The sequence below is a fragment of the Salibacterium halotolerans genome, from assembly GCF_900115625.1.
Classification (GTDB): domain Bacteria; phylum Bacillota; class Bacilli; order Bacillales; family Marinococcaceae; genus Salibacterium; species Salibacterium halotolerans.
Window position 1 is genome coordinate 1 of the sequence record NZ_FOXD01000027.1, and the last position, 24,215, is coordinate 24,215.

Below are 24,215 nucleotides of genomic sequence, written 5' to 3' on the forward strand. Positions count from 1 at the left end.
CAGCTGTATAAGCTGGCTTTAAAAATACGTAAAAAACCATGGTCACCATCTGAAGATGGCGTCCATGGCTTTTTAGTTAAGGGCTTTTGATACAGCCCCGGATGTTTTTTAATTGAATGTAAGTGTATAGGACTTATGTAATAATTTTCAATAAACTATCGAGTGGGACTTTGTTTTTTCTTATAATGAATGTGTGCTTGATGAGTTACATATTTTTTGTTTGTTTTGAAACCGCTGACAATAAAGGAGAAAAAGGAGGAAGTGTAAGATGCCGGCTATCGTGTTGGCTGTACTGGGGCTGCTCGTCTTCGCTTTGGGCTATCGTTATTATTCCAAATTCATCGCGGAGCGGATTTACCGTCTGGACCCTGATTTTCAGACTCCGGCTCATCGGTTTAGGGACGGGGTAGACTTTGTACCAACGAATAAATGGGTTGTCTGGGGTCACCACTTCACATCTGTTGCAGGAGCCGCTCCGATTGTAGGTCCTGCGGTGGCTGTATACTGGGGATGGCTTCCTGCGTTTTTGTGGGTGGTGCTTGGTACTGTATTCGCAGCTGGTGTGCATGATTTCGGGACGCTTGTATTGTCCGTCCGTAATAAGGGAAAATCCATAGGAACACTGGCTGAAAATATTATAGGACGCCGGGCGAAACTATTATTTCTGTTCATTATTTTAATTCTATTATTAATGGTGAATGCTGTCTTTGCCTGGGTGATTTCCAACTTGTTCATATCGTTTCCGGCAAGTGTGCCGGCTGTTTTCATCCAGATTCCACTTGCAATCTGGATTGGGTATACCATTAACAAAAAACGAAAAAAGATGCTCGTTCCGTCATTGATTGCACTAGCGGTGATGTATGTGACCGCAGTTGCGGCAAGCAACGTACCTGCCTTGCAGATTGATCTTGTTTCCTATTTCGGAGGGGAGGGTTCTGATGGACTGTTTGGTTTGGGAGCGGTTTCTACAGCCTTCCTGATCTGGATTGCCATTTTGATGGTGTATGTGTATATCGCATCTATTGTTCCTGTATGGAAACTTCTGCAGCCGCGGGACTATATAAATTCCCATCAATTAGTGGTGGGACTTGCGATTTTGTATCTCGGTCTGTTGTTCAGCTGGCCGCCGGCGGAAGTAACGGCGCCTGCTGTGCGGGAAACAGCGGATGTATCATGGTTCCCTCTGCTGTTTATCACCATTGCCTGCGGAGCTATTTCGGGATTTCACGGTCTTGTGGCTTCCGGCACTTCTTCGAAACAGTTGAACAAAGAGACGGACGCACGATTGGTCGGTTATTTTGGGGCAGTCGGAGAAGGCACCCTTGCTTTAATTACTATTTTGGCAGTGACGACATTCTTCGCGACTCAGGGCGATTTTCTGTCCAATTACGGAAGCTTTGATGCTGCTAACGCGGAAGGATTGAATTTCTTTGTAAGCGGCGCCGGCCAGCTCGGAACCGCTCTCGGTCTGCCGGAAGGAACGGCCCGAACGATTGTGGCAGTAATAGTGGTCAGCTTCGCGGCGACTACCCTGGATACATCGGTACGGCTGATGCGTTATATCATTTCCGAGCTGGGACAGGAGTACAAAGCGCGCCTTTTGACGAAAAAGCACGTCGCAACCAGTGCTGCCGTCGGAGGAAGTGCCCTTTTGGTACTGCTTCCAGGGGACCGGGGTTTTGGTTCCGGCGGTTATCTGCTGTGGCCGTTATTCGGCACAACCAACCAGCTTCTGGCTGCGATTAGTTTAATGCTTGTCTCTATCTGGCTGCGCTGGAAGGGGCGGAATTTCCTTTATACGTTAATTCCTATGATTTTCCTGCTGTTTATGACAATCTGGGCCATGGTCAGCCAGGTCGTATTCGAATGGTCCTGGCTCGGACAGGGTGATGCGCAGCTCGTACTGTTTGGTTTTGGAGCATTGATACTGGGATTTGCTGTCTGGATTCTATGTGAAGCAGTGACACTCTTTCAAAAAGACAGATCCCGCAGTGAATCGGACCAAAAATGATGCAGGAAGGAGTGTGGCGCATTGACAGATAAGAAAAAAGGACTGAAAGAATTGCTGTCGTTTTATGAAGAGGTGCTCAGTCTTCCGCACCGCTCGGAAATAAAGCGGGAAATCCGGGATGAAGATGACCTGTTTCTACTGCTTTGTTTTTCCGAACTGCTCGGCATTCCCAACCCCGTTTCCTATTATACGATGGAACTTTACCCGGAAATGATTGAACGGTTTCATGACTGGCATCTGCGGATGGGAATGGAAAAATCGCCGTTAAATGGAGTCCGCTGCTGTTAAGGAGGTGAAACAGGTGGATAAACTGTACCGGCATCATATTGTATTTTTCGGTGGAAAGGGAGGTGTAGGGAAATCAACGTCTGCCTCCGCTTTCGCCCTGTCAGCCGCGGAACAAGGGAAGAACACCCTGCTCGTATCGACAGATCCCGCTCATAACCTTGGTGATCTTTTTGATACATCCATCGGTGATGAAGCCCTGCGGCTCTCCCCGCGGCTCTGGGGACTGGAAATCAGCTCCGGGCAGGAAGCCAAACGGTATATTAATGAAGTGAAAGACAACCTGAAAGGCCTCGTGAAGTCCCACATGGCCGAAGAAGTGAACCGTCAGATTGACATGGCAGCGTTATCTCCCGGAGCGGAGGAAGCGGCGTTGTTTGACCGAATGGTAAAAATAGTACTGGAAGAAAGCAGAGAGTATGATCTAATTGTTTTTGACACTGCTCCTACCGGCCATACGGTCCGCCTTCTCACTCTTCCCGAACTGATGGAATCCTGGGTGGAGGGAATGCTTGAGCGGCGGCAGGCCGTAAACGAAAACTATTCCCAGTGGCTGCACGACGGCGAACCAGTGGATGATCCGATTTACCGTACATTGATGGAACGAAAAGACCGTTTCTCCCAAGCGAGACATACATTACTCGATCAAAAAAAGACCGGATACGTATATGTGCTGACTCCTGAAAAGCTGCCTATCGCAGAAACAGAAAGGGCGCTTGAACTTCTCGAGCATGCGAAACTGGAAGTCGGCACGCTCATCGTGAATAAATGTATTCCGGAAACAGAAGAAACGGGGTATTTTTTCACCAGTAGACAAAAGCAGGAAGAGGTATACAAAGAACAAATTGAAGAAAAATTTTCGCAAAAACGCCGTATATATCTGCCTCTTCTGGAAGAGGACATATCTTCAAGAAGAGCTTTGGAGGCTTTAAAGGAAAAACTTCAGAGAGCGCTGGGAAGAAATTGAATTTGTATAGAGTCTGTCGTAGTATATTTGGAATAAATTGGTAATTTTAGGCAGGGTGTGGAATTTACCATTTGGCTGGGAGTATTTTGAACGGGCAGGGATTGTCCATGAAGGACGGAAAAGAGATATTCGCATAGTACGAGGAGAGTATAGGTCCATTTATGAAATGAGTATGGAAACAGAATGGGAAGAAAAAAAGAAAGCCTTCTTACGTTGAAGGGCTTTCTTTTTTTGCGGCTTCGATCGATTTAATCTGCCGGCCTATCAGCTTTCTTGGGATAAAGGTCCAATCGCGGTGGGTGACGGTTTCGTCTTTTTGAATATCGGGTTTCACAGAAAGCAGCCATCCTCCAAGGGTGTCGACCGGCTTTTCTTCGATGTCGAGTTCCAGTTTCTTGTTCACTTCCTCAAGAAGCACTTTTCCATCCAGTAAATACCGGGACTTCTGCTCGTTTATCGGCTGAATCAGTGCCTCTTCGTGAATATCCAGTTCGTCCCGCATCTCGCCGACGATTTCCTCCAGAATATCCTCCACCGTAATAATACCGGCGGTTCCCCCGTACTCATCGAGAAGCACGGCCATATGGGTTTCTTCTTTGCGCATCGTAACGAGCAGTTCCGTGAGGGGGGTGGATTGAATGACCTGGACCATTGGACGCACGCAGGCAGAAAGGGTGAGCGGTTCACTCGGGGACGAAGCGCGTGCACCAAGAACTTCTTTGGCATGAATCAAACCGATCACGTCGTCCTTATCTTCCCGGATAACAGGGTAGCGGGTAAAAGGTTTTTCTGACAGCAGCCGGACCGTCTCCTCGATGGAATCCTCCAGAGATACGGTTATCATCTCGGTACGTGGAATCATGATTTCCCCGGCAGAGCGGTTGTCAAAGGCGAAAATCCGGTTGACGAAGTCGTATTCAGCTTTGTTGATTTCACCCTTTTCAAGGCTTTGCGACAGAATGATACGGAGTTCCTCTTCTGTGTGCGCGGTCTGATGTTCAGATGCCGGGCGGATGCCAAAGAGCCGGGTGAGCATGCGGGCGGATCCGTTCAGAAGCCAGATAAACGGGTACATGATTTTGTAAAACCAGATAATCGGTTTGGCAAACGTTAAGGCGAGTGCTTCTGCCTTTTGAATCGCGAAGGTTTTCGGAGCCAGTTCCCCGATAACAACGTGCAGGTAAGTGACAAGGATAAAGGCCAGAACGAAGCTGATAATGGACGCGGCTGCTTCCGGAAGAGGGAGGAAGGCGAGAACTGGATGGAGGATCCGCTCCACGGTCGGTTCCCCGAGCCAGCCAAGTCCCAAAGCGGTGATGGTGATCCCGAGCTGACAGGCGGAAAGGTATTCATCGAGGCCGTCCATCACTTTGATAGCCGCGTCCGCTTTCGTGTTTCCATCATCCTTCAGCTGCTCGATTTTTGAACTGCGTGCTTTGACGATGGCGAATTCGGTTGCGACAAAAAATGCGGTTAAAAGAATGAGAAAAATGAGTAGTATGATATTAACGTAAAGCATGAGCCACCCTCCGTTGTCTATGTTTTTATTCCTGCAGGCACTTACAGGAAAGCTTTTTTATAGTGTGGCTCAATTTCTTGATTTTACCCACAAAAAAGAGAGCCGCTTAAAGATTAAGCAGCTCTCGTACGTCTTCTTCGGATAAAGAGGACAAGTTTGTTTCGCCGGACTGAATGACCTGATCAAACAATGCCTTTTTTCTGTCCTGCAGCTGTTGTATTTTTTCTTCAATGGTACCCTGGGAAATCAACTTGATGACCTGAACGGCCTTCTCCTGCCCGATACGGTGCGCGCGGTCGGCAGCCTGTGTTTCCACCGCCGGGTTCCACCATAGATCAAACAGAATGACGGTGTCTGCGCCGGTAAGATTCAGCCCGGTACCGCCTGCTTTGAGGGAAATAAGAAATGCCTCTTTCCCGCCATTGTTAAACTCATCAGTCATCTGCACCCGCTGTTTCCCAGGTGTGCTGCCATCCAGGTAAAAATAGGAGTAGCCCTTTTCATCAAACGCGCTTTTAATAAAGGTGAGCATCGACGTGAACTGTGAAAATATGAGCACACGGTTTCCGTTTTCCCGCGCGTTCTCCATGACACTCATCAATTCTTCGAGTTTACCGGAGCCGCCGTGGTACTCCTCGAGAAACATGCCGGGATGACAGCAGAGCTGGCGCAGTCTCGTCAGGTTGGCGAGAATATTCATCCGGTTCTGCTGAAAATTCCCCTGCCTCAGCTGGCCGGCTGTTTCTTCCTTGATCCGGTTCAGGTAGGCGACATACGTTTCACGCTGTGTTTTGGTGAGTTCACAGTGCATGGTGGTTTCTATTTTGTCCGGAAGTTCGGTGAGCACATCGGATTTCGTTCGTCTCAGGATGAAAGGAGAAACCCGGTGCCGCACGTTTTCCACTTCCATGTTTTTAAACGACTGAATTTCCGGAAAGAGGCCGGGCATCAGAATCGCGAACAACGACCATAATTCATCGATTTTATTTTCAATCGGCGTGCCGCTCAGTGCAAATGTCTTTTCCGTCCGTAGCTGCCGGACGGATCGGAATGTCTTGGATGTGTTGTTTTTCAGAGCCTGCGCTTCATCGAGAATCAATCCGTGCCACGTCTTTTCTTCATACAGGTCAACGTCACGTCGCAGCAGTGGATAGGACGTAATAAGGATGTCAGCCTGGTCCGCTGTTTCAAGCTGCTTCCGCCGTGCGGTTTTACTCCCTTCCACGAGACGGACGGTCAGCTCCGGCGTGAACGTATCCGCTTCGTTTTTCCAGTTGTAGACAAGAGAAGACGGCGCAGCCACGAGAAACGGCGGCGCATCCGGACGTTCGCGGCGTTCCGACAGAATATAGCTGAGCGTCTGCAGCGTTTTTCCGAGTCCCATATCATCGGCCAGGATACCGCCGAATCCGTAAGTCGATAAGGCTTTCAGCCACTGAAACCCGTTCTCCTGGTACTCGCGGATCTCAGCCGGGATACCTTCCGGAAATGGATATTTAAACTGTTCCGGTGTCTGAATGTCCTGAAGCAGTTTTTCCACACTGCTGCTTTTCTGCCAGTGCATGCCGGTGTTGAAGTGTTTTTCCGCCTGAAAGGCCCGGTAGGCGGGGAGGCGGAGCGTACCTTCTTTCAAATCTTCCGCGGAAGAACCGGTGTCGTCGAGAAACTCCTGCATGCCCTGCAGCATGTCATTGTCCAGCGGCACGAACCGACCGTCGGAGGTTTTATGATACGTGCGTTTTTCTTTCAGACTCTGCATCAGTTCATACAGTTGTTCATCGTTTAGATCGTCGGTCTGAAACGAGATATCGAGCCATCCGAACGATTCATCGAGCTCCGAATCCACCGAAAAACGTTCCGGGGAAATAAGCATGCCCTCGATGTCCCGGCTCATGAAAATAGCTGCTTTTTCTTTAAGAGACGGCAGAAAGCTGGTCAAAAAATGATAAATGGACGTGTCACCGCTGAGGGATAATGTCCGGCCGTTCCAGTGGAATCCCGCGGATTCAATGTCCTGCAGAATCTCTTCTTCTTTTTGGGAATCCCGGATTAAAAGGGATGATTCCGCCGCGGCGTCGCGTTTCTCGGTGACTGCGTGCAGCGAATGCGGACCGTAGCAGAACAACGGATCCGCTTGTATGGCACTGACGTCTCCGTCCAGGTAGATTTTCGCCTCGAGCGGATGGGATTCCACTGTATCTTTGACCTCCGGCTCCACTGTTAACCGGTTCTCTTCCTGAAGCGACGAAGCGACAGCCGCATACACCTGCTCCAGATCATGGTGATCCAATGGAAGCCTTCCATTGGGGGTGTCCATCAGCATGTGAAACAGCAGTTCCGTGTGGCGGTCGTTCTCGTCATTCATTTCATACAGCCGGTCGTTCCAGATATAGTAGGAAGTCTGGCTCACTTTTCCGGGTGGATGGTCGAAGGACGAATACGACAAATAATACTGCCCGTTTTCCTGATGCAGCTGAAAGGTTCCGGGCCACTGCTCTTTCACGGTGAGCGGAACCATAGAACCAATGGACGGGCGGATGAGTACATTACTGCATGCAAGCAGCGCTTGGAGAACATCCGCAGCGGCAACGGGCGGGATGGTGATTTCGGAACGTCCTGAACGTTCGCCGAACATCAAACTCGTCTGACGATCGGTCCATTTCTGGTTATGGATAATCTGTTCCAGTTTTTGAATGACGTGAAAATCAGTTTCTTCAAAATAATGATACGTCGGGTCAAACGTAAACTTTTTCGTAAATGGCAGCAGGGAACGCTCCCGCATAGCGGACAGCAGGGATTCTATATCTTTGACGACGTACAGTTTGTCGGTACCAATCTTCATCTGAACGGAGAAATACTGTTCCTGCGTGTGCATTCTATCTTTATGAAAGGAAAGAGTGAACTCGGTATGCAGCGCTTCGCCGACGGATTCGACCGAATGCATACGCCCTGCAAAATAATCAACAAAAAGTTTTTTCAATGAGGCAGTTGCTTCCTGTTCCGTTTCTTTCGGACGGACATTCGTCCGAGGAGACATTTTCTGCTTTGCCAAAGGACCGGATTCTTCCGGGACGGCTTTAGTGAGAAGCGCCGCGGCTATATGTTTACAGATGTCCATGCCCCCTTCAAATGCCGGACAGCTGCAGGCCGCTTCCTGCACTTCTCCGTCTTCATGAAATAGTATATCCACCGTATAATCCTCGGTGCCGGAAACGACCACTTTCATTTTTGTGAAAGATCCTGCGGTATTTTCGCTGACAGGGGTAACCTGGTTCTTCTTCCAATAGGTCAGCCCTCTGTTATATATGGTTGAACCGGCAAGTTCCCGGATGTATGATTTGGTCAAATGGCGCACCCAGAGCCCTCCTTTTCGTAAAAAAACCGTACCAGTCATTATAACATAATCTCTACATAGACGGGGCAGGGGAAGAAGAAGGAAAATGAATGCTTTACAAGGCGGTGCCATCTGGTGAAAAATAGAAGAAAACAGCGGAGGTGGTGCCATGAATACATCGTGGATACTCGAAGAGGCACAGAAAGAAGCTGCATCCTTTTTTGAACAGGCGGGTCCTTCCCATGATTACTGGCACACAGAGCGTGTAGTGTCCCGGTCGGTGTATCTGGCGGGAGAAGAAAACGCTGATGCTTTTATTTGTGAACTCGCAGCCTGGCTGCATGACGTGGCCGATAAGAAATTGAACGAATCGGAGGAAGAAGGCCGAAGACACGTGCAGGAGTGGCTTCAGAAACATGTGGATGACAGGGAAACAGAGAATCGAGTGATGGATATCATAAGCACAATCTCCTTTCGAAACGGGGGAGATGCTGTGATGCATACGCTGGAAGGACAGGTGGTGCAGGATGCGGACCGTTTGGACGCGGTTGGAGCTATCGGTATTGCAAGAACCTTTGCCTACGCCGGAGAAATCGGGGAAACGCTGCACCGCCCGGATCTTCCGGGTGCGGAAAAACAAAACACCGCCATCGGCCATTTCTACAATAAACTGCTCCGGCTGAAGTCTCTGATGAACACCCGCACCGCAGCGGATATTGCGGCCGAACGGCAGAAATTTATGATCGGCTACCTGGAACAGTTTTACAGTGAATGGGAGAATAAAGCCTGAGTCCCTCTCTTTCATCTTTAAGCGGAACAAACGTTAATGAATTATGCGAAAAAAGAAGTATGAAGGCGGAAATAGAATTTCTGATTGAGAAAACGGCCGATGTCAAACGCTTACATGAAGATTGGTTTCTGTCTTGTTATATGGTAGACTCTGTTCGTTTACAACGGTTGCTTTTGTACGGGACAAAAGCTCAGCAAAGGGTACTGCCCAATATAATAAAAAAGGAGACAGGAACTATTGAATCTAACAAAAATGAAACAGGAGTGGCTCGGGAATGTCCGCGGTGACATTCTTTCCGGTATGGTCGTCGCCCTGGCCCTGATTCCGGAAGCCATCGCATTTTCGCTCGTGGCAGGTCTTGACCCCATGGTCGGGCTGTATGCCTCGTTTTGCATCGCGGTTGTCATTGCAATCGTTGGCGGCCGCCCCGGTATGATTTCCGCTGCAACGGGAGCAATGGCGCTTATTATGGTAGGTCTCGTTGCTGACTATGGATTGGAGTACCTGCTAGCCGCCACGATTCTGACAGGCATCCTCCAGATTATTTTCGGATGGAGCGGACTTTCCCGCCTGATGAAGTTTGTGCCCAGGTCGGTCATGGTCGGATTTGTAAACGCACTGGCCATTCTCATTTTCTTATCCCAGGTCGAACATTTTCAGGGAGCTGGCTGGTTCATGTACGCTATGGTTGCTGTGACGCTCTTTATTATTTATTTATTTCCGAAAGTATCCAAATCAGTGCCATCTCCGCTTATCGCCATCATTGCGGTAACGGTACTGGTTGTATCCATCGGAGCAGACGTGAAGACAGTGGGAGACATGGGGGCACTGCCGGACACCCTGCCGGTATTTCTGATCCCGGATATTCCGTTTACGTTTGAAACCCTCCAGATTATCTTTCCCTATGCGCTTGCACTGTCGGCTGTCGGTCTGCTGGAATCGATGCTGACAGCGTCGATTGTGGATGACATGACTGATACTGAAAGCGATAAGGACAAGGAATCGCGCGGTCAGGGATATGCCAACGTCGTGACCGGATTTTTCGGCGGTATGGCCGGATGTGCCATGATCGGACAGTCCATGATTAACATGAAATCCGGTGGGAGAGGGCGATTATCCTCCTTAACGGCAGGTGTGTTTTTGATGTTTTTGATTTTGGTTCTTGGTGATCTTGTGGTACAGATACCGATTGCCGCGTTGGCAGGAGTGATGATCATGGTCTCTATCAGCACGTTCGACTGGAATTCGCTGAAATTGATTCCCAAAATGCCAAAAAGCGATTCGACCGTTATGGTTGTAACAGTTGCGACTGTCGTCGTTACCCACGATTTATCCAAAGGAGTCCTTGCCGGTGTCGTGTTGAGTGCCATTTTCTTTGCTGCAAAGATTTCGCGGATCAACGTAACTGAAGCGATGGAAAGCTCAGCTTCCTATAAAATTTTTCACGTGGATGGTCAATTATTCTTTGCCTCTGTCACGGATTTTACGAAGAGCTTCCATTATGACGAGCAGGCTGATACGGTGGAAATCGATTTATCCAAGGCACATATATGGGATGATTCCGCGGTCGAAGCCCTCGAGAAGGTGAAAGCGAAATTCCGGCAGAAAGGAACCGAAGTGGTGCTGAGCGGGATAAACCAGGAAAGCTCCAGACTGTTAAAACAGCTCGACGGTCTGTCCTCAGGACATTAAGAAAGGTGCGCTTTTACAGCGCACTTTTTTTCACTTATGGAAAAAGGTATGATAGAAAAAAGACAAAAAAAGGGGAAGATCTGGATGTATCAAACTATTTTGCTGGCTGCGGATGGGTCTGATCATTCACTCCGCGCAGTCCGGCACGCGATCGGTCTTGTCAAAGGGGAAGAAAAGCCGCACATTGATGTTGTCTACGTAGTGGACGGTGAGAAATCAAAGACGGACGTGCTCCATTACGGAAATACAGATGTCATTCAGACGAAGCGCAAAGAACAGCTGATGCCGGTGGAAGACGTGTTAAAGGAAAAAAACATTCCTTATGAGATTCATCTGAAACACGGGGAGCCCGGCCCCTCTATCGTGAAATTTGCCAATGAAGGAACGTATGACTGCGTCGTCCTTGGAAGCAGGGGACTGAACCAGCTGCAGACGATGGTGCTTGGCAGTGTCAGCCATAAAGTCGCAAAACGGGTGGAATGCCCCGTCCTGATTATCAAATAAACAAGAGAGAGCTTCCTCTAACGGGTTGCTCTCTCCTTCGTCACGTTTTATCCTCTTGTTCGGGGTCGATCGGAATCAAATCAAAAATTTCACCGGTTTCGATTTTTTCTACCAATTTATTCAGCCATTTGTAGTACGTTTTGGAGTTCTCCATGATATGATATGCTTCCTGTGCTTCTTCTTTCAGTTCCGGGGAGACGTTATCATCCTGTATAATACTTGAGAGTATATGCTGCGCTTCTTTAATGGAGTGGAGGTTGACTTTCGCCTCTCTTTCCCATTTCTGAGTGAAAAAGTTGGAGAAAAACTGGAAAAAGTCATGCTCCGCAACATAGGTCTGCTTTCTTTTTCCTTTGCGGAATGTTTTCTTAACGACATTGAATTCCTGCAGTTTTTTGACCCCGGTGCTCATACTCGGTTTGCTCATTCCAAGTTTTTCGCGCATCTCATCCAGTGTCATATCACCTTCAAGATACATCGTTCCATACAGTGTTCCGGCACTCCGGGTAACGCCGTACAAATCCATCGTTTCAGCAATGGAATCCACAACGATTTCCTTGGCATGATCGAGGGATTCCCGGGCTTTTTCATCTGATGAGTAACCCAATCCCATCCTCCTTCATCTTCCTGTTTAATTTGTTAAATATATTATTTGCTTTCATATCATAACGCAAAACGAGTGAATATCAAAGAAAAAATCCATTAAAAGATATCCTCCCCTCCGTTTGACAATAAAAATACAGGGTGATAAATTAAATACATTCCAAACGTTAAAAAGTTTCTTAACATATTAAATGTTTCGGTTACAGATGAGGAGGGGACGATTCGATGCTGAAAAAAATGTACATTGACGGTGCCTGGGTAGAGGCGGCGTCGGGAGAAACTAGAACGATTATCAACCCGTACAACCGGGAAAAGGCGGCTGAGGCCGCGGAAGGAAACCGTGAAGACGCAAAAGCGGCCATTCAGGCCGCGCGTAAGGCATTTGACCAGGGAGACTGGCCGGCGCTTCCTGCAGGAGAACGGGGAGATATCGTACAAAAAATCGCGGATTTTATCCGCCGGGACAAAGAAGAGCTGGCAGAACTGGAAACCCTTGATACAGGAAAAACATTGGATGAAAGCCGCGAGGATATGGATGATATTGCCGGCGTATTTCAATATTTCGCAGCTCTTGCAGACAAAGATGGCGGCGAAGTGATTCCTTCACCGATTCCGGATTCCGACAGTAAAGTTGTACATGAACCGGTCGGTGTCTGTGGTCAGATTACACCGTGGAACTACCCGCTGCTGCAGGCTGCCTGGAAGATTGCGCCGGCTCTTGCGGCAGGAAACACGATTGTCGTGAAGCCGAGTGAAATCACGCCGCTTACGACAGTGAAAGTATTTGAACTGATAGAAGAAGCCGGCACACCAAAAGGTGCCGCCAACCTGATCCTTGGTAAAGGTGCTGACGCGGGAGCTGAATTATCCGAAAACACTGATGTCGATTTGATCTCCTTTACAGGAGGAATCGAAACGGGGAAGAAAATCATGCAGTCCGCCAGCGTCAATGTGAAAAAGATTGCGCTGGAGCTCGGCGGCAAGAACCCTAATATTGTGTTCGCCGACGCCGATTTTGAACTGGCTGTCGATCAGGCACTGAATGCCGCCTTTTTCCACGCCGGACAGGTATGTTCTGCCGGCGCACGTCTTCTTGTAGAAGACAGCATTCATGATGAATTTGTCGAAGAACTCGTAAAGCGCGCCGGGAATATCAAGCTCGGCAGTGGATTTAACGAAAATACCCAGTCTGGTCCCGTGATTTCGGCCGAACACCGGGATAAAGTGGAAAAGTATGTCGAAATCGCAAAGAAAGAAGGCGCCAAACTGGAAGTCGGCGGCAGCCGTCCGGAAGACCCGGAACTGCAGGATGGTTTTTTCTATCTGCCGACGGTCTTCAGCAACTGCACGTCTGATATGAACATTGTTCAGGAAGAAGTATTTGGTCCGGTACTGACCGTGGAAACATTCACAGGCCGGGAAGAAGCCGCAGCTAAAGCTAATGACACCATTTACGGTCTGGCCGGCGCAGTATTTACGACTGATATTGCCAAAGCGGAGGAGATGGCCGCTGCACTGCGTCTTGGGACCGTCTGGATCAATGATTTCCACCCTTATTTTGCACAGGCTCCGTGGGGCGGATTCAAGCAGTCCGGCATCGGCCGTGAACTTGGCAAACCGGGATTGGAAGAATATACGGAAACAAAACACATTTTCCGCAACAAGAAACCGGAACCTCTCCATTGGTTTAAATAATGGCACGACCCGGGAATAATGTCACCATGTTTGCTGCACCGCGGGAGGTATAAGAATGAGTCTTAATATGAAAGTGGAGCACATGCTTGGATACCACTCTTTTGAGATGCCTACAGCTATCAAACATGGTATCGGTGCTGCCCGGCACATTGGGAAGGAAATGCAGAACCTCGGTGCGGGCAGGGTGCTTCTCGTAACAGGACCCGGTCTTTATCAAGCAGGGGTGGCGGATCCGGTGATAGATAACCTGGAGAAAGCCGGCGTACATGTTGTAGTTTTCAGTGATATAGAGCCGAATCCTCCGGTCCGTTTGATCGAAAAGGGGACTGGTGTGTATGAGCGGGAAGGATGTGACGGTCTGGTAGCAGTCGGTGGCGGAAGCCCGATGGACACAGCGAAAGCCATCGGAGTGGAAGCAGCGCATGAAGGCAGTGTGCCGGACTATGAAGATGCGGAAGGAAAAAAGCCGCTGGAGACACGGATTCCGCCGCTTGTCACGGTGCCTACAACGGCTGGTACCGGCTCGGAAGTAACACAGTGGGCGGTTATCACTGATGAAGACCGCCGGATTAAGTTTAACACTGGGGGTCCGTTGATTGCGCCGCACTTGACAATCATTGATCCGGAGCTCCACGTCTCCATGCCTCCGCACGTGACGGCGATGACAGGAATTGATGCTATCGCCCACGCGGTGGAGTGTTATACGATGAAATATGCCCAGCCGGTAACGGATGCGGTCGCTCTTCTTGCGATGGAGTACGCTGCCGTGTATATCCGTCGTGCCTACGCTGATGGCACGGACCTTGAAGCCCGCTACGGCATGGCCCAGAGTGCGATGCTTGCCGGTCTCGCCTATGGCAGTGAGTCCGCCGGCGCCGCTCACGCGATGAGCCAGACACTCGGCGGTCTGCTGCCGGTCGCTCACGGTCAATGTGTTGCGGCTATGATGGGCCCGGTTATGGAATACAACTGGAAAGCTGTGCCGGAACGTTTCGCCCGCATGGCTCAGGCGTTTGGCATCGATACGGCTTGCCTGTCCACGGAAGAAGCAGCCAAAGCCGCTGTGAACTGGATGTATGAGCTCGCCGAAGATCTCGGCATCCCAAGCCTGGAAGAACAGGGTGTGGATCCGGAGATGAATGAGCGTCTTAGTAAAGCGGCAATGGAAGACCCACAGACCGAAGGCAATCCACGCGACCTCAGCATCCCGGATTATGAATGGATCTACAAGCGCTGTTTCCACCAGGTGCCGAAAACGGTATAAACACGTATTGCCGCCCGCCTCAACTCAAAGAGGGCGGGCGTTTTTTTAGATAAACGAAAAGCTTCCGCTTGTCCATTTCATTCGGATAAGCGGAAGCCTTTTTTCATTGTTTGCCTGTTTCTTTTACGGATCTAATATTTCTGTGTGCTGCGGAGCTGAAAATCAACGAAACTGCCTGCAATCATACCGAGAAACAGATGCTGGATGTTCATCTGCCCTTCAGCCAGTCCGTACAGCAGACCAATTCCTCCGAAAATAATCGTGTAGCGGATCCGCATCAACGAATTAAAATAGGGGAATGACGCCTGCAGGTTTTCCAGAAAAAACGGAGAGAAGTAGACGGCTGCGATGATAATGGCGATAATAACAATCAATACTTCCATACGAACACCCTTCCCTTTTTCCATAACGAACGTCTTATACTATTCTTTTTTCCTTTTCTGTTCCTCTTTAAACAAGATTTCTCTATGGGAAGGGTTATTCTTCACGTTTATTCCGGTTTGGATACGACTTCTTTTCCGTCGTGAAGCGTTTCAATTGTGTTCTTCAAATAAAGGGCTGTCAGTAGAAGCAGCACAAGCGATACAGCCAGGCCGGCTGTCGTACTTCCGGTAACGCCAAGCACGATAAATCCGACGAAGGAGACAGCCGCGGCGATGATGGCATAGGGCAGCTGTGTGATCACATGGTCGATGTGATGGCTTCCGGCTCCAGTGGAAGACAGGATCGTCGTATCCGAAATTGGAGAAATATGATCGCCCAAAATGGCGCCTGCAATGACCGCAGCCAGAAATGGCAGCAGCATTGTGATATCAATAACAGAAGCTGTATCTGCCGCGATGGGAAGCAGAATCGTGAAGGTTCCCCAGGACGTTCCGGTCGAAAAGGCAATAAGACCGGCTGTGATAAACAGGATAGCCGGAAGTAACGAAGCTGATACGTTTCCATCTATTAACCAGGCAATGTATTCTCCTGTCTGCAGCTCTTCGATAAACGATACGATCATCCAGGCAAGGATTAAAATATAGATCGCCGGCAGCATGGATCGGGCACCGTTCCATACAGCCTGCAGAAAAGCTCCGGCTGCCGGACGTTTGCCAAATGTGAATAGCACCGAAACGATAAGTCCGGTACAACCACCGAGCACGAGGGATAAGGCGACATCCGTCTCTGCAAAGATAGTGATCGGAGTGACGGTTTCAGCGGCACGGACACCGGTATACACCATAAATATCACCGTGCTGACGATAAGAGCAGCAATAGGAATAACAAGATCGCGCACGCGCCCGTTATGCTCGTCCAGGTTCGAAACCTGCTCCCCCGGAATATGGGAGCGGTTCGGATCAAGCAGTTGGTGATGGAGCAGGGCCCGTTCTTCATGCCTGCGCATCGGGCCGATATCAATATTCCACAGGATTACAAAGAACAACAGCGTAATCGCCGACAGCGCGTAGAAATTCATCGGGAGCACTGCAAGAAATGTCTGGAATCCGCTCATGGATACGTCACTGTATTCACTCGTAATGTCATCGAGCAGTGTAATAATATAAGCTCCCCAGCTCGACAGCGGTGCAAGTACGCAGATTGGCGCGGCGGCTGAGTCGACAATATAGGCCAGTTTGGCTCTGGAAATCCGGTGCCGGTCGGTAACCGGGCGGCTTACCTGTCCAACGGTTAAGCTGTTAAAATAATCATCAATAAAGATAAGAATGCCGAAAACAAACGTGGCAATCTGGGCGCCCGTTCTGGTTTTGATCCGGTGGAGGGCCCAGTTCCCAAACGCCCGGCTTCCTCCAGAAAAGCTGATCAAAGACGCCGTGATACCGAGAAGCAGCAGAAATAAAATAATAAACAATTCCCAGTCATTTAATGCGCCGTCCGTAACGAAAAGGACGGCAAAAGAGTCCCATATATCGGACAGTGCAGAAAGAACGCCCCAGTCATTCAAAATAAGAGCCCCTGTCAGAATGCCCGCCCCAAGTGATGGCAGCACCCGTCGGGTCACAATAATCATAGCGAGCGCGAGTGCCGGTGGCAGCAATGATAACGCAGTTACACCTTCCATGATGTATACTCCTTTCCAAGATGTCAGTGCATAGAAAAAACCTGGCCGGCAGAACACCAGTCAGGTCGTTTTCAAGTCAATGATGGTATTGCAGCAAACATAGAAATTATACCAGTGTCAAGATTGGCAGGCAATATGGGAGTCACTGCGGGGAAGCGGAAGAATCAAGAATATGGGAGTCAACAGCCAGTGCTACGCCGTCGTCATCGTGCGGAGCAGTTGTGACATCCGCTTTTTGTTTCACGCCGTCTTCTGCATTGCCCATCGCAATCGCGGTGGAGGCGGTGGCAAACATCGAAAGATCATTGAAGTTGTCGCCGATCGCAAACGTTTCGATGTCTTCAAGACCCGCATAAGAGAGAAGGTGATTCAACCCTTTTCCTTTCTCCGTGTCCGGGTGGAGCATTTCGAGGTTATCACGGCTCGAAGACGTGATGGAAATCCCCGGGCTGCCGTTCCAGTGATCGGCACAGCGCTGGAGTTTTGGCTCCAGCATGGAAAGAATGAGAAATTTGTAAACAGTCAATCCACGCTCTTTCACCATAGAAGGAGAAGGAAGTTCCTTGATGTTATAAAGGCCGTGGTGCTCGTCGGCACGCCGGCGGATGGCTTCCTTGATTTCCTCCCCTTTTTCCTTATCCTCAGCATACACGTCCAGATCGTGCAGAAAAAAATCGCGGGAGCGGGGAGGGCTGTATATGCCGTCATCGGTGTTGATGTGATAATAAAACTGATGCTCATCCAGCCACTCCGCCAGTTCGATGACGTCATCCGGATTCATGTAAGACGTGTGAACGTGTTGGTCATGCCAGGTGACCAGTCCGCCGTTCAGAGACACAATGCCGTCCGGAACGACATTTACTTCGCCGAGAAGGCGTTTGACATCGGATATATCCCGTCCGGTGGAGATAACGACTTTGTGGCCTTCCTGCTGCAGGCGTTGGAGGGCATCGGCATTTCCCGCCGTGACATACCCGCTACTGTGGAGAAGCGTACCGTCCATATCGATTGCGGTTAGTTTCATGATTTGTCACCTATTTCTTTCAGCGTATTGTCGATTCTCATTTTATCATATATCTGCGGATTCAGCCCGTAATTTCTATCACTGTCCGTCGTTTTTCGTTATTGACGAAGGAGGGGGAATCGGCTATAATCTTCTATGGAAAACAGAATGATTACTCGTATATCCCGGTCGACAGGGGGCCGGGGTTTCTACAGGAAACCGATAAATTTCCGGCTACGAGTCTCTTACGCGCAGGAGACTTGTAGCTTTTTTTTATGGCATGGGACAAAGGAGAGAAGATAGATATGTTTTCGCTGAACGCTGAGAATACAACTTGGAAGCAGGAAATAACGGCCGGTCTGACGTCGTTTTTTACGATTGCCTATATTCTTGTCGTGAATCCGGCCATTTTGTCGGATGCCGGTATGCCTTATTCATACGCCCTGCTTGGTACCGTTTTTGTTACGGTGATTGGATGTATGCTGATTGGATTCTGGGCGGATGCTCCGATTGTGTTGACTCCGGGCATGGGTATTAATGCCTTTTTTACGTATACAATCGTACAGGGACTCGGTTTGACCTGGCAGCAGGGATTGGCCGCTGCGGTGATGGCCGGTTGTCTATTTGTGATTGCAGCGGTCACGCCGCTTGCAGGAAAATTGACCACCGCCGTTCCACAGTCTTTAAAACTCGGCATAACGGTCGGAATCGGCATCTTTTTGTCGTTCATCGGTTTGCAGAAAGGTGGGTTGATAGCAGCGGATGAGGACCGGTTTGTTACGCTTGGTTCGCTTTCTTCGCCTGCGGCGTTAGTGACCATTTTTGGTCTTCTGCTGACGCTCGGACTGCTCGTCCGCGGGGTGAAAGGAAGTTTTCTGATTGGCATGGCTGTTACGAGTGCGGCAGGGTGGTTTGCCGGATTACAAGGCGAGCGGGCTGGAACATCGCTTTCGTTTTCCGGGTATGAATCAATGTGGCGCTCTCTTGATTTCAGCGCGGTGCTGGAGCTTCCTTTTCTGCTGTCGGTCTTTTCGTTAACGATTATTATCATGTTTGAAAGCATGGGGCTCCTGCAGGGGATGCTGCCCAATAAAGAGAAATTCTCCAGATCCTATCAGGCTTCTGCTGTTTCGGCACTGTCCTCGGGTTTTCTGGGAACATCGCCGACGATTCCGACGGTGGAGAGCGCATCGGGTATTTCCGAAGGTGGAAGGACCGGTGTGACAGCGATTGTGACGGCGGTGTTGTTTGCCTTGTCCCTGTTTTTCACGCCGCTGTTCACGAGCATTCCCGAAGCTGCCATTGCCCCGGTTCTCGTTATTGTCGGAGGGTTGATGGTGCAGGAGATCCGCCACATCTCGTTTGATGACATGTCGGAATGGTTTCCGGCCTATCTGATTATCGGCTTGATTCCACTGACATCATCCATCGCCGACGGTATCGCATTCGGCTTTATCGCCTATCCGCTGCTTAAGCTTGCGCTCGGAAGTCCGAAGGCCGTATCGCCGATTATGTATGTCATTTCCGGGCTGTTTCTCCTGAACTACGTCCTGCTCGCCGGGTTGTAAAAATAAAGAGGCTGGAACAGAATCTTTATAAGATAGAAGAATGGTTAGGGTGGAGGCTATAGGCTTCTGCCCTTTTATCCTACTTGGATGGCTTAAGTGGTAAAAGTCGTCCATCGTATTCAAAAACCCACGGCTAATAAGCAACAAAGCTATATCCACCGTGGGTTAGTTGGGAATTAATGCTTGTGATATAGTGTTTCATGACCTATTTGTAAAGAGCAGTAAGCTGCCATTTCTTCTAGGTGACAAGTATTATGGGTAATGCAATGAAATAAAGCTCTTATATCTCAATCACTGAGAATGAAATTAATGTAAGCTTGAGGATTCGTTTTTCTTAAGTGTTTATCATTGGAATTAGGGCCATAGATTAATATTATAGTGTTGACGATGATAATTATTGAGTTGAGGGGAGGTTGGAATGGGAAAAAATGTTTCACTTTTAGTTTTGGTATCTATAATAAGTTTATTTGGGTGTAAAGCCGAAGGATTGCCAGTTGATCAAGATATAAAACGTGTCAATATAGCAGAATCTTCTGGCTTTGGAGGTTTAAATGAAAATTTTATTATGAATATTGAGGATAGTAATAAATTAGAGGATTTCCAAGCGTTGATGGAGAGTGCTGAAAAAGAGGATATTAAAGTTAATAGGCCAATTTATGATATGCAGATTAAATATGAAGATGACACGAACAGAGGTTTACATTTATCTCAGAAAAAAAACGGAGAATTAACACTAATGTTTATTGGCCATGAAGAAGATGTATATGTTCCAAGTCCTGAATCCTCGAAAAAAGTCAAAGAAATTTTAAATAACTTGGATTAACTTCTTAAAATTTGGACAAATGCTCTCCCTATTTTGGGGAGACAGCCTTTTCATTCTTTTCCGGGCTGTTTCTCCTGAACTACGTCCTGCTCGCCGGGTTGTAAAAATAAAAGCCGAACGATTCTTACATGAATCGTTCGGCTTTTTGCTTTGTGCCGGGTCTCTGTCTTTAATCGGTAAATGAGTTTTCGTGGAAGACGAGGTTTGGGTATTTGTCCTTGGCCATGTTCATCTGAAATTCGTTTTCGAACAGGGCAACGAGTTTATTGTCCCGGTCTACGGCGAGGTTACGCTGTTTATTCCGGAACGTTTCGAGTTCTTTTTCATCTCCGCTCACCCAGCGCGCGATCGAAAGCGGAAGGTGTTCGAGACGGATATCGGAGTTGTATTCGTTTTTCAGGCGGTGTTCGAGCACTTCAAACTGAAGGCCGCCGACGACACCGATAATCTGCTGTTCCGGATAGCGGTTGTACGTCTGGAACAGCTGAATCAGTCCTTCTTCGGTCAGCTGCTGAGTCCCCTTTTCAAACGACTTATGCTTCATGGCATCCTTTACGCTGATGGCAGCAAACTGTTCCGGGGAGAAATGCGGCATCTCCGCAAACTGAAAGTTTCCTTTGCCTGCGAGCGTATCCCCGATTCGGAATGTACCGGGATCGAACAGCCCGATGATATCCCCGGCATAAGCCTCCTCGACAATACTGCGGTCGCGTGCCAGAAACTGCGTCGGCTGGGCGAGACGCATCGATTTGTTCAGACGTGGGTGATTGACCGTCATACCCTGGGTGTATTTTCCGGAAGTAATACGCATAAAGGCGATCCTGTCCCGGTGTTTTGGGTTCATGTTCGCCTGAATTTTAAAGATGAAGCCTGAAAACAGATCCTGCACCGGCTCCACAAATCCCTGATCACTCTGCCGGCCGACCGGGGACGGGGCGAAGTAAAGAAAGTGTTCAAGAAAGTTCTGCACCCCGAAGTTGGAGATGGCGCTGCCGAAAAACACCGGTGTCAGTTCGCCGCGGAAGATCTTATCTTCATCATACGGATCTCCTGCCACATCAAGCAGTTCCATCTCTTCCCGGAACTGGGACAAAAAGGACGGATCAACCAGTTCATCCAGTACCGGGTCTTGTGGGCCTGATACTTCCTTTACTTCTACATCAGAAGGATTATCAGGATTGAAGAGTTCCACTTTTTTGGAGTGGCGGTCATAGATACCGTAAAAATTCTGACCCATGCCGATCGGCCAGTTCATCGGGTAGGAACGGATGCCGAGCACGTCCTCCATTTCCTCCATCAGTTCGAACGGGTCCCGGACTTCGCGGTCCATTTTGTTGATAAACGTGAAAATGGGAATGCCGCGCATGCTGCATACTTTGAACAGCTTTTCCGTCTGGTCCTCGACCCCTTTGGCGGCATCAATCAGCATCGTTGCCGAGTCGGCTGCTGTGAGCGTGCGGTATGTATCTTCACTGAAATCTTCGTGCCCGGGTGTATCAAGGATATTAATGTGATGACCGTTATAGTGAAACTCCAAGACAGAGCTTGTAACGGAAATTCCGCGCTGTCTTTCGATTTCCATCCAGTCGCTTGTGGCCTGTTTTGTATTTTTCTTCCCTTTTACAGTGCCGGCTTCGCGGATAGCGCCCCCGAAGTACAACAGTTTTTCGGTCAGGGTCGTCTTTCCGGCATCCGGATGGGAAATAATCGCAAACGTTTTGCGGGAGGTGATTTCCTCATGTAATGTACTCATAATGAATCCTTTCTGCGTATATCATTCAACCCTTTCATCATAAAGGATTTCCTGTGCCGAAACAATAGATGCAGCGAATGAAAAAAGAAGCAGGTGCCCCGGCGGACGCCTGCTGCCAAACCCATTACTTGATTTTACAGACTGAAATAGGCCGTATGCTGCTGCAGGGCCTGTTCAAGTGTTAAATACTTGGCGACATGTTTGAAGTTGATGCCAAGATGGACGATGGTTTGGGAAAGCTCCGGACGCATGCCTGAAATACTGGTATCGATCCCGAGAAGCTGAAGGGCTTCAATCATCTGATTCAGGTGCTGGGCAAACCACGTGTTAATCGTATTGATGCCGGACAGGTCAATAATCAGATAGGAAAGCTCCAGTTCTGTGGCACGCTCCAGCGTACGTTCCTGTAGAAATTCAGAACGCTCATCATCCATGTCACCGATAAGGGGAAGGACAGCTGTACCCTGGGTAATTGGAACAACAGGAACGGAAATTTCCTGCATTTCCTGTTTCGCACGTTCGAGGGCTTCAATGTGATGATTGACAAACGTATGGCTGAAAGCATGTGCGGCATTATCAAGCAGCGATTCAAACGTACTGTAAATGACAAATGAGTCATGCAGTGATAATTCAAACTCCAGACATTCCCGTTCGATCGTATTTGTCAGCACTTCCCGGATCTGCGGAATAATCGTTAAGGCGGTGCCCAGGGAAATTTCTTTTTTCAGGCAGTAATCAGCGGCCTTTTCCCCCCATGAACGGATATTTTCTTTCAGTTCGGGGGATTCGGGGTGGTCGTCTGTGATTCCCCGCCCCATTGTCTGGAACAGTTCATCAATCAACGTCAGGAAATACTCGTCATTGCGGGAAAAATGAAACCTGTCATCTGCATGCTGGATTTCCTGTACCTGATTTTTCAAATCGCGGGCATGTTCTGCGATATCCAAACCGATTTTTTTAAATGTTTCGTGCCGGTGCTCCATGTTATCCAGCTCCTGTTCTAAAGAGTTATGTATATAAAACGATACCAAAGCTCTTACCCTTTTTCATGTAGTATAAAACATCTATTTGTCATTCTGTGTCGATTTCATCTTCATTACATTTCTTTACGATTTTATTAGGAATGGTGAGTACGAAGTTGGTCGATTCCGTTCAATTAAATAAGTCTTTTGTTTCAAATAAAGTGTAAAAGAGTCGGAAGATGTACTTATTTAACCATTTTATAGAAGGAAATAAGGAGTGAAGGGTGATGGAAATGAAGCGTGATGTTTTCCATAAAATCCCTAACCCCCTTTCATAGATCAAGAGATTCGCTCATAATAACAGCTGGAGGTGTTCAGCATGAAAAAAATCATCATTGCTTCGGCTGTACTACTTATGTTTCCAGCAGCCGCACAGGCACAAAACTGTATAACAGTGGAAAAAGGCGATATATCCGCAAAAGAATCCGGCAGTCTGGATATATCCCTGAAAGAATTCTTTGAGGAAAATGCCGGTCAGTACACCATGGAACAGCCGCAGCAACAACAGGAGAACGCTCAACAAGAAGAGCAGAAACCTGAAGCGGATCAAAAAGAAAATGAATCTGATGCTGCAGAGAACCGTGATGCTCAGAAAGAAACGACAACGGATGCGCCTGCCGCAGAAGCAGCCCCGCAGGAAAATGCTTCAGAGGAACAGACAGCACAGCAGAATACATCGGATGTCGAGAGCGAAAGTGAATTTGAACAGCAGGTTATTGCATTGACGAACGAGGAAAGAGAAAAAGCCGGCCTGGCCCCTCTCAAGCCATACAGCGAACTATCGGATGTCGCTCGTGATAAATCGAAGGATATGCGCGATGCCGGGTATTTCTCCCATAACAGCCCGAATTACGGCAGTCCGTTTGACATGATGGACTCCTACGGGATTGATTACCAAGGTGCCGGCGAAAACATCGCTGCCGGACAGCGCTCCCCTGAACAGGTGGTGGAAGGCTGGATGAATTCCAAAGGCCACCGCGAAAACATTCTAAATGAAGATTTCACCCACATCGGTGTCGGTCATGCCGAAGGGGGAAGCTACGGCCATTACTGGACGCAGATGTTCGTAACAAAATAAAGAAAAACGTCAGGAACCATAATAATATGTGATAAATGAAGGGGGTTGTATCTTTGGATACAACCCCCTTCATTTGGCGGGTGGCGGGAGCGGAAGACGTGCGCCTGCAGTCATCCCGTGCGTCATCCAGCCGGACATATGGACACTGTTATCGCAAAATAAGGATGCAGTGTCCATGGGTCACTGTTTTGTGTGCACTACGTTGCTGAAATCAGGGATTCGGCGGAAATCAATGGACA

At 48.7% G+C, this 24,215-nt stretch carries 19 protein-coding genes and 1 riboswitch; of the genes, 11 read left to right on the forward strand and 8 right to left on the reverse strand.

The annotated features are described in order from the left end of the window. The first annotated feature begins 268 nt into the window (after window positions 1-268). Genes BM124_RS16180 through BM124_RS16190 form a run of 3 tightly spaced genes read left to right on the forward strand, consistent with a single transcriptional unit; the run spans window position 269 to window position 3,263 of the window. Window positions 269-2,011, forward strand: a complete 1,743-nt coding sequence (locus tag BM124_RS16180; protein ID WP_093339085.1) for a carbon starvation CstA family protein — start codon at window positions 269-271, stop codon at window positions 2,009-2,011. 21 nt (window positions 2,012-2,032) lie between these two features. Next, window positions 2,033-2,299 carry a cory-CC-star protein gene (locus tag BM124_RS16185; protein ID WP_170841186.1) on the forward strand — a complete coding sequence of 89 codons (267 nt, stop codon included), beginning with the start codon at window positions 2,033-2,035 and terminating at the stop codon, window positions 2,297-2,299. 13 nt (window positions 2,300-2,312) lie between these two features. Beyond that, window positions 2,313-3,263 carry an ArsA family ATPase gene (locus tag BM124_RS16190; protein WP_093339087.1) on the forward strand — a complete coding sequence of 317 codons (951 nt, stop codon included), beginning with the start codon at window positions 2,313-2,315 and terminating at the stop codon, window positions 3,261-3,263. Between the two features lie 208 nt (window positions 3,264-3,471). Here the strand turns inward: BM124_RS16190 and BM124_RS16195 are convergent, their stop codons facing one another. Beyond that, window positions 3,472-4,782 (reverse strand): hemolysin family protein, encoded by a 1,311-nt coding sequence (locus tag BM124_RS16195; RefSeq protein WP_093339089.1) that lies wholly within the window; start codon window positions 4,780-4,782, stop codon window positions 3,472-3,474. 106 nt (window positions 4,783-4,888) lie between these two features. Further along, complete coding sequence (locus BM124_RS16200) at window positions 4,889-8,137, reverse strand: DEAD/DEAH box helicase (protein ID WP_170841187.1); 3,249 nt, start codon at window positions 8,135-8,137, stop codon at window positions 4,889-4,891. Window positions 8,138-8,285: 148 nt separating this feature from the next. Between BM124_RS16200 and BM124_RS16205 the strand changes: the two genes are divergently transcribed. The 3 genes from BM124_RS16205 to BM124_RS16215 all read left to right on the forward strand — a co-directional run bounded on the left by BM124_RS16205 (window position 8,286) and on the right by BM124_RS16215 (window position 11,102). Further along, a complete protein-coding gene (locus BM124_RS16205) occupies window positions 8,286-8,906 on the forward strand; it encodes an HD domain-containing protein (RefSeq protein ID WP_093339092.1) in 621 nt (206 codons plus the stop codon). A gap of 237 nt (window positions 8,907-9,143) precedes the next feature. Continuing rightward, the gene (locus BM124_RS16210) at window positions 9,144-10,598 is read left to right on the forward strand and encodes a SulP family inorganic anion transporter (protein ID WP_093339094.1); all 1,455 of its coding nucleotides are present in this window, start codon (window positions 9,144-9,146) and stop codon (window positions 10,596-10,598) included. Window positions 10,599-10,682: 84 nt separating this feature from the next. Continuing rightward, on the forward strand, window positions 10,683-11,102 hold the full coding sequence (locus BM124_RS16215; RefSeq protein ID WP_093339134.1) for a universal stress protein: 420 nt from the start codon (window positions 10,683-10,685) through the stop codon (window positions 11,100-11,102). 40 nt (window positions 11,103-11,142) lie between these two features. Here the strand turns inward: BM124_RS16215 and cudC are convergent, their stop codons facing one another. Beyond that, window positions 11,143-11,709 carry a choline uptake/conversion transcriptional regulator CudC gene (cudC, locus tag BM124_RS16220; protein WP_244504377.1) on the reverse strand — a complete coding sequence of 189 codons (567 nt, stop codon included), beginning with the start codon at window positions 11,707-11,709 and terminating at the stop codon, window positions 11,143-11,145. A gap of 221 nt (window positions 11,710-11,930) precedes the next feature. On the opposite strand from cudC, the gene betB reads away from it, so the two are divergent. Next, complete coding sequence (betB, locus tag BM124_RS16225; protein ID WP_093339097.1) at window positions 11,931-13,400, forward strand: betaine-aldehyde dehydrogenase; 1,470 nt, start codon at window positions 11,931-11,933, stop codon at window positions 13,398-13,400. A 55-nt stretch (window positions 13,401-13,455) separates the two neighbouring features. Beyond that, complete coding sequence (locus tag BM124_RS16230) at window positions 13,456-14,664, forward strand: choline dehydrogenase (RefSeq protein ID WP_093339098.1); 1,209 nt, start codon at window positions 13,456-13,458, stop codon at window positions 14,662-14,664. A gap of 131 nt (window positions 14,665-14,795) precedes the next feature. On the opposite strand, the gene BM124_RS16235 is transcribed toward BM124_RS16230, so the two are convergent. The 3 genes from BM124_RS16235 to BM124_RS16245 all read right to left on the reverse strand — a co-directional run bounded on the left by BM124_RS16235 (window position 14,796) and on the right by BM124_RS16245 (window position 17,753). After that, window positions 14,796-15,047, reverse strand: a complete 252-nt coding sequence (locus tag BM124_RS16235) for a hypothetical protein (RefSeq protein WP_093339100.1) — start codon at window positions 15,045-15,047, stop codon at window positions 14,796-14,798. Window positions 15,048-15,154: 107 nt separating this feature from the next. After that, a complete protein-coding gene (locus tag BM124_RS16240) occupies window positions 15,155-16,729 on the reverse strand; it encodes a Na+/H+ antiporter NhaC family protein (RefSeq protein WP_093339101.1) in 1,575 nt (524 codons plus the stop codon). A gap of 142 nt (window positions 16,730-16,871) precedes the next feature. Continuing rightward, window positions 16,872-17,753 carry an HAD family hydrolase gene (locus tag BM124_RS16245; RefSeq protein ID WP_093339103.1) on the reverse strand — a complete coding sequence of 294 codons (882 nt, stop codon included), beginning with the start codon at window positions 17,751-17,753 and terminating at the stop codon, window positions 16,872-16,874. Between the two features lie 135 nt (window positions 17,754-17,888). Beyond that, window positions 17,889-17,989, forward strand: a riboswitch (purine riboswitch). An 18-nt stretch (window positions 17,990-18,007) separates the two neighbouring features. Here BM124_RS16245 and BM124_RS16250 point away from each other — a divergent pair. Together BM124_RS16250 and BM124_RS16255 are read left to right on the forward strand one after the other, a co-directional pair. After that, window positions 18,008-19,300: an NCS2 family permease gene (locus tag BM124_RS16250; protein WP_139217145.1), complete on the forward strand. Its 1,293-nt coding sequence runs from the start codon at window positions 18,008-18,010 to the stop codon at window positions 19,298-19,300. Between the two features lie 418 nt (window positions 19,301-19,718). Further along, entirely contained in the window at window positions 19,719-20,123 is a 405-nt protein-coding gene (locus BM124_RS16255; RefSeq protein WP_093339104.1) for a YhfM domain-containing protein, read from the forward strand. A 169-nt stretch (window positions 20,124-20,292) separates the two neighbouring features. On the opposite strand, the gene BM124_RS16260 is transcribed toward BM124_RS16255, so the two are convergent. Together BM124_RS16260 and BM124_RS16265 are read right to left on the reverse strand one after the other, a co-directional pair. Further along, entirely contained in the window at window positions 20,293-21,876 is a 1,584-nt protein-coding gene (locus BM124_RS16260) for a peptide chain release factor 3 (protein WP_093339106.1), read from the reverse strand. A 134-nt stretch (window positions 21,877-22,010) separates the two neighbouring features. Beyond that, window positions 22,011-22,859, reverse strand: a complete 849-nt coding sequence (locus BM124_RS16265) for an STAS domain-containing protein (RefSeq protein WP_093339107.1) — start codon at window positions 22,857-22,859, stop codon at window positions 22,011-22,013. Between the two features lie 358 nt (window positions 22,860-23,217). On the opposite strand from BM124_RS16265, the gene BM124_RS16270 reads away from it, so the two are divergent. Then, on the forward strand, window positions 23,218-23,976 hold the full coding sequence (locus tag BM124_RS16270) for a CAP domain-containing protein (RefSeq protein ID WP_244504378.1): 759 nt from the start codon (window positions 23,218-23,220) through the stop codon (window positions 23,974-23,976). Window positions 23,977-24,215 lie beyond the last annotated feature (239 nt).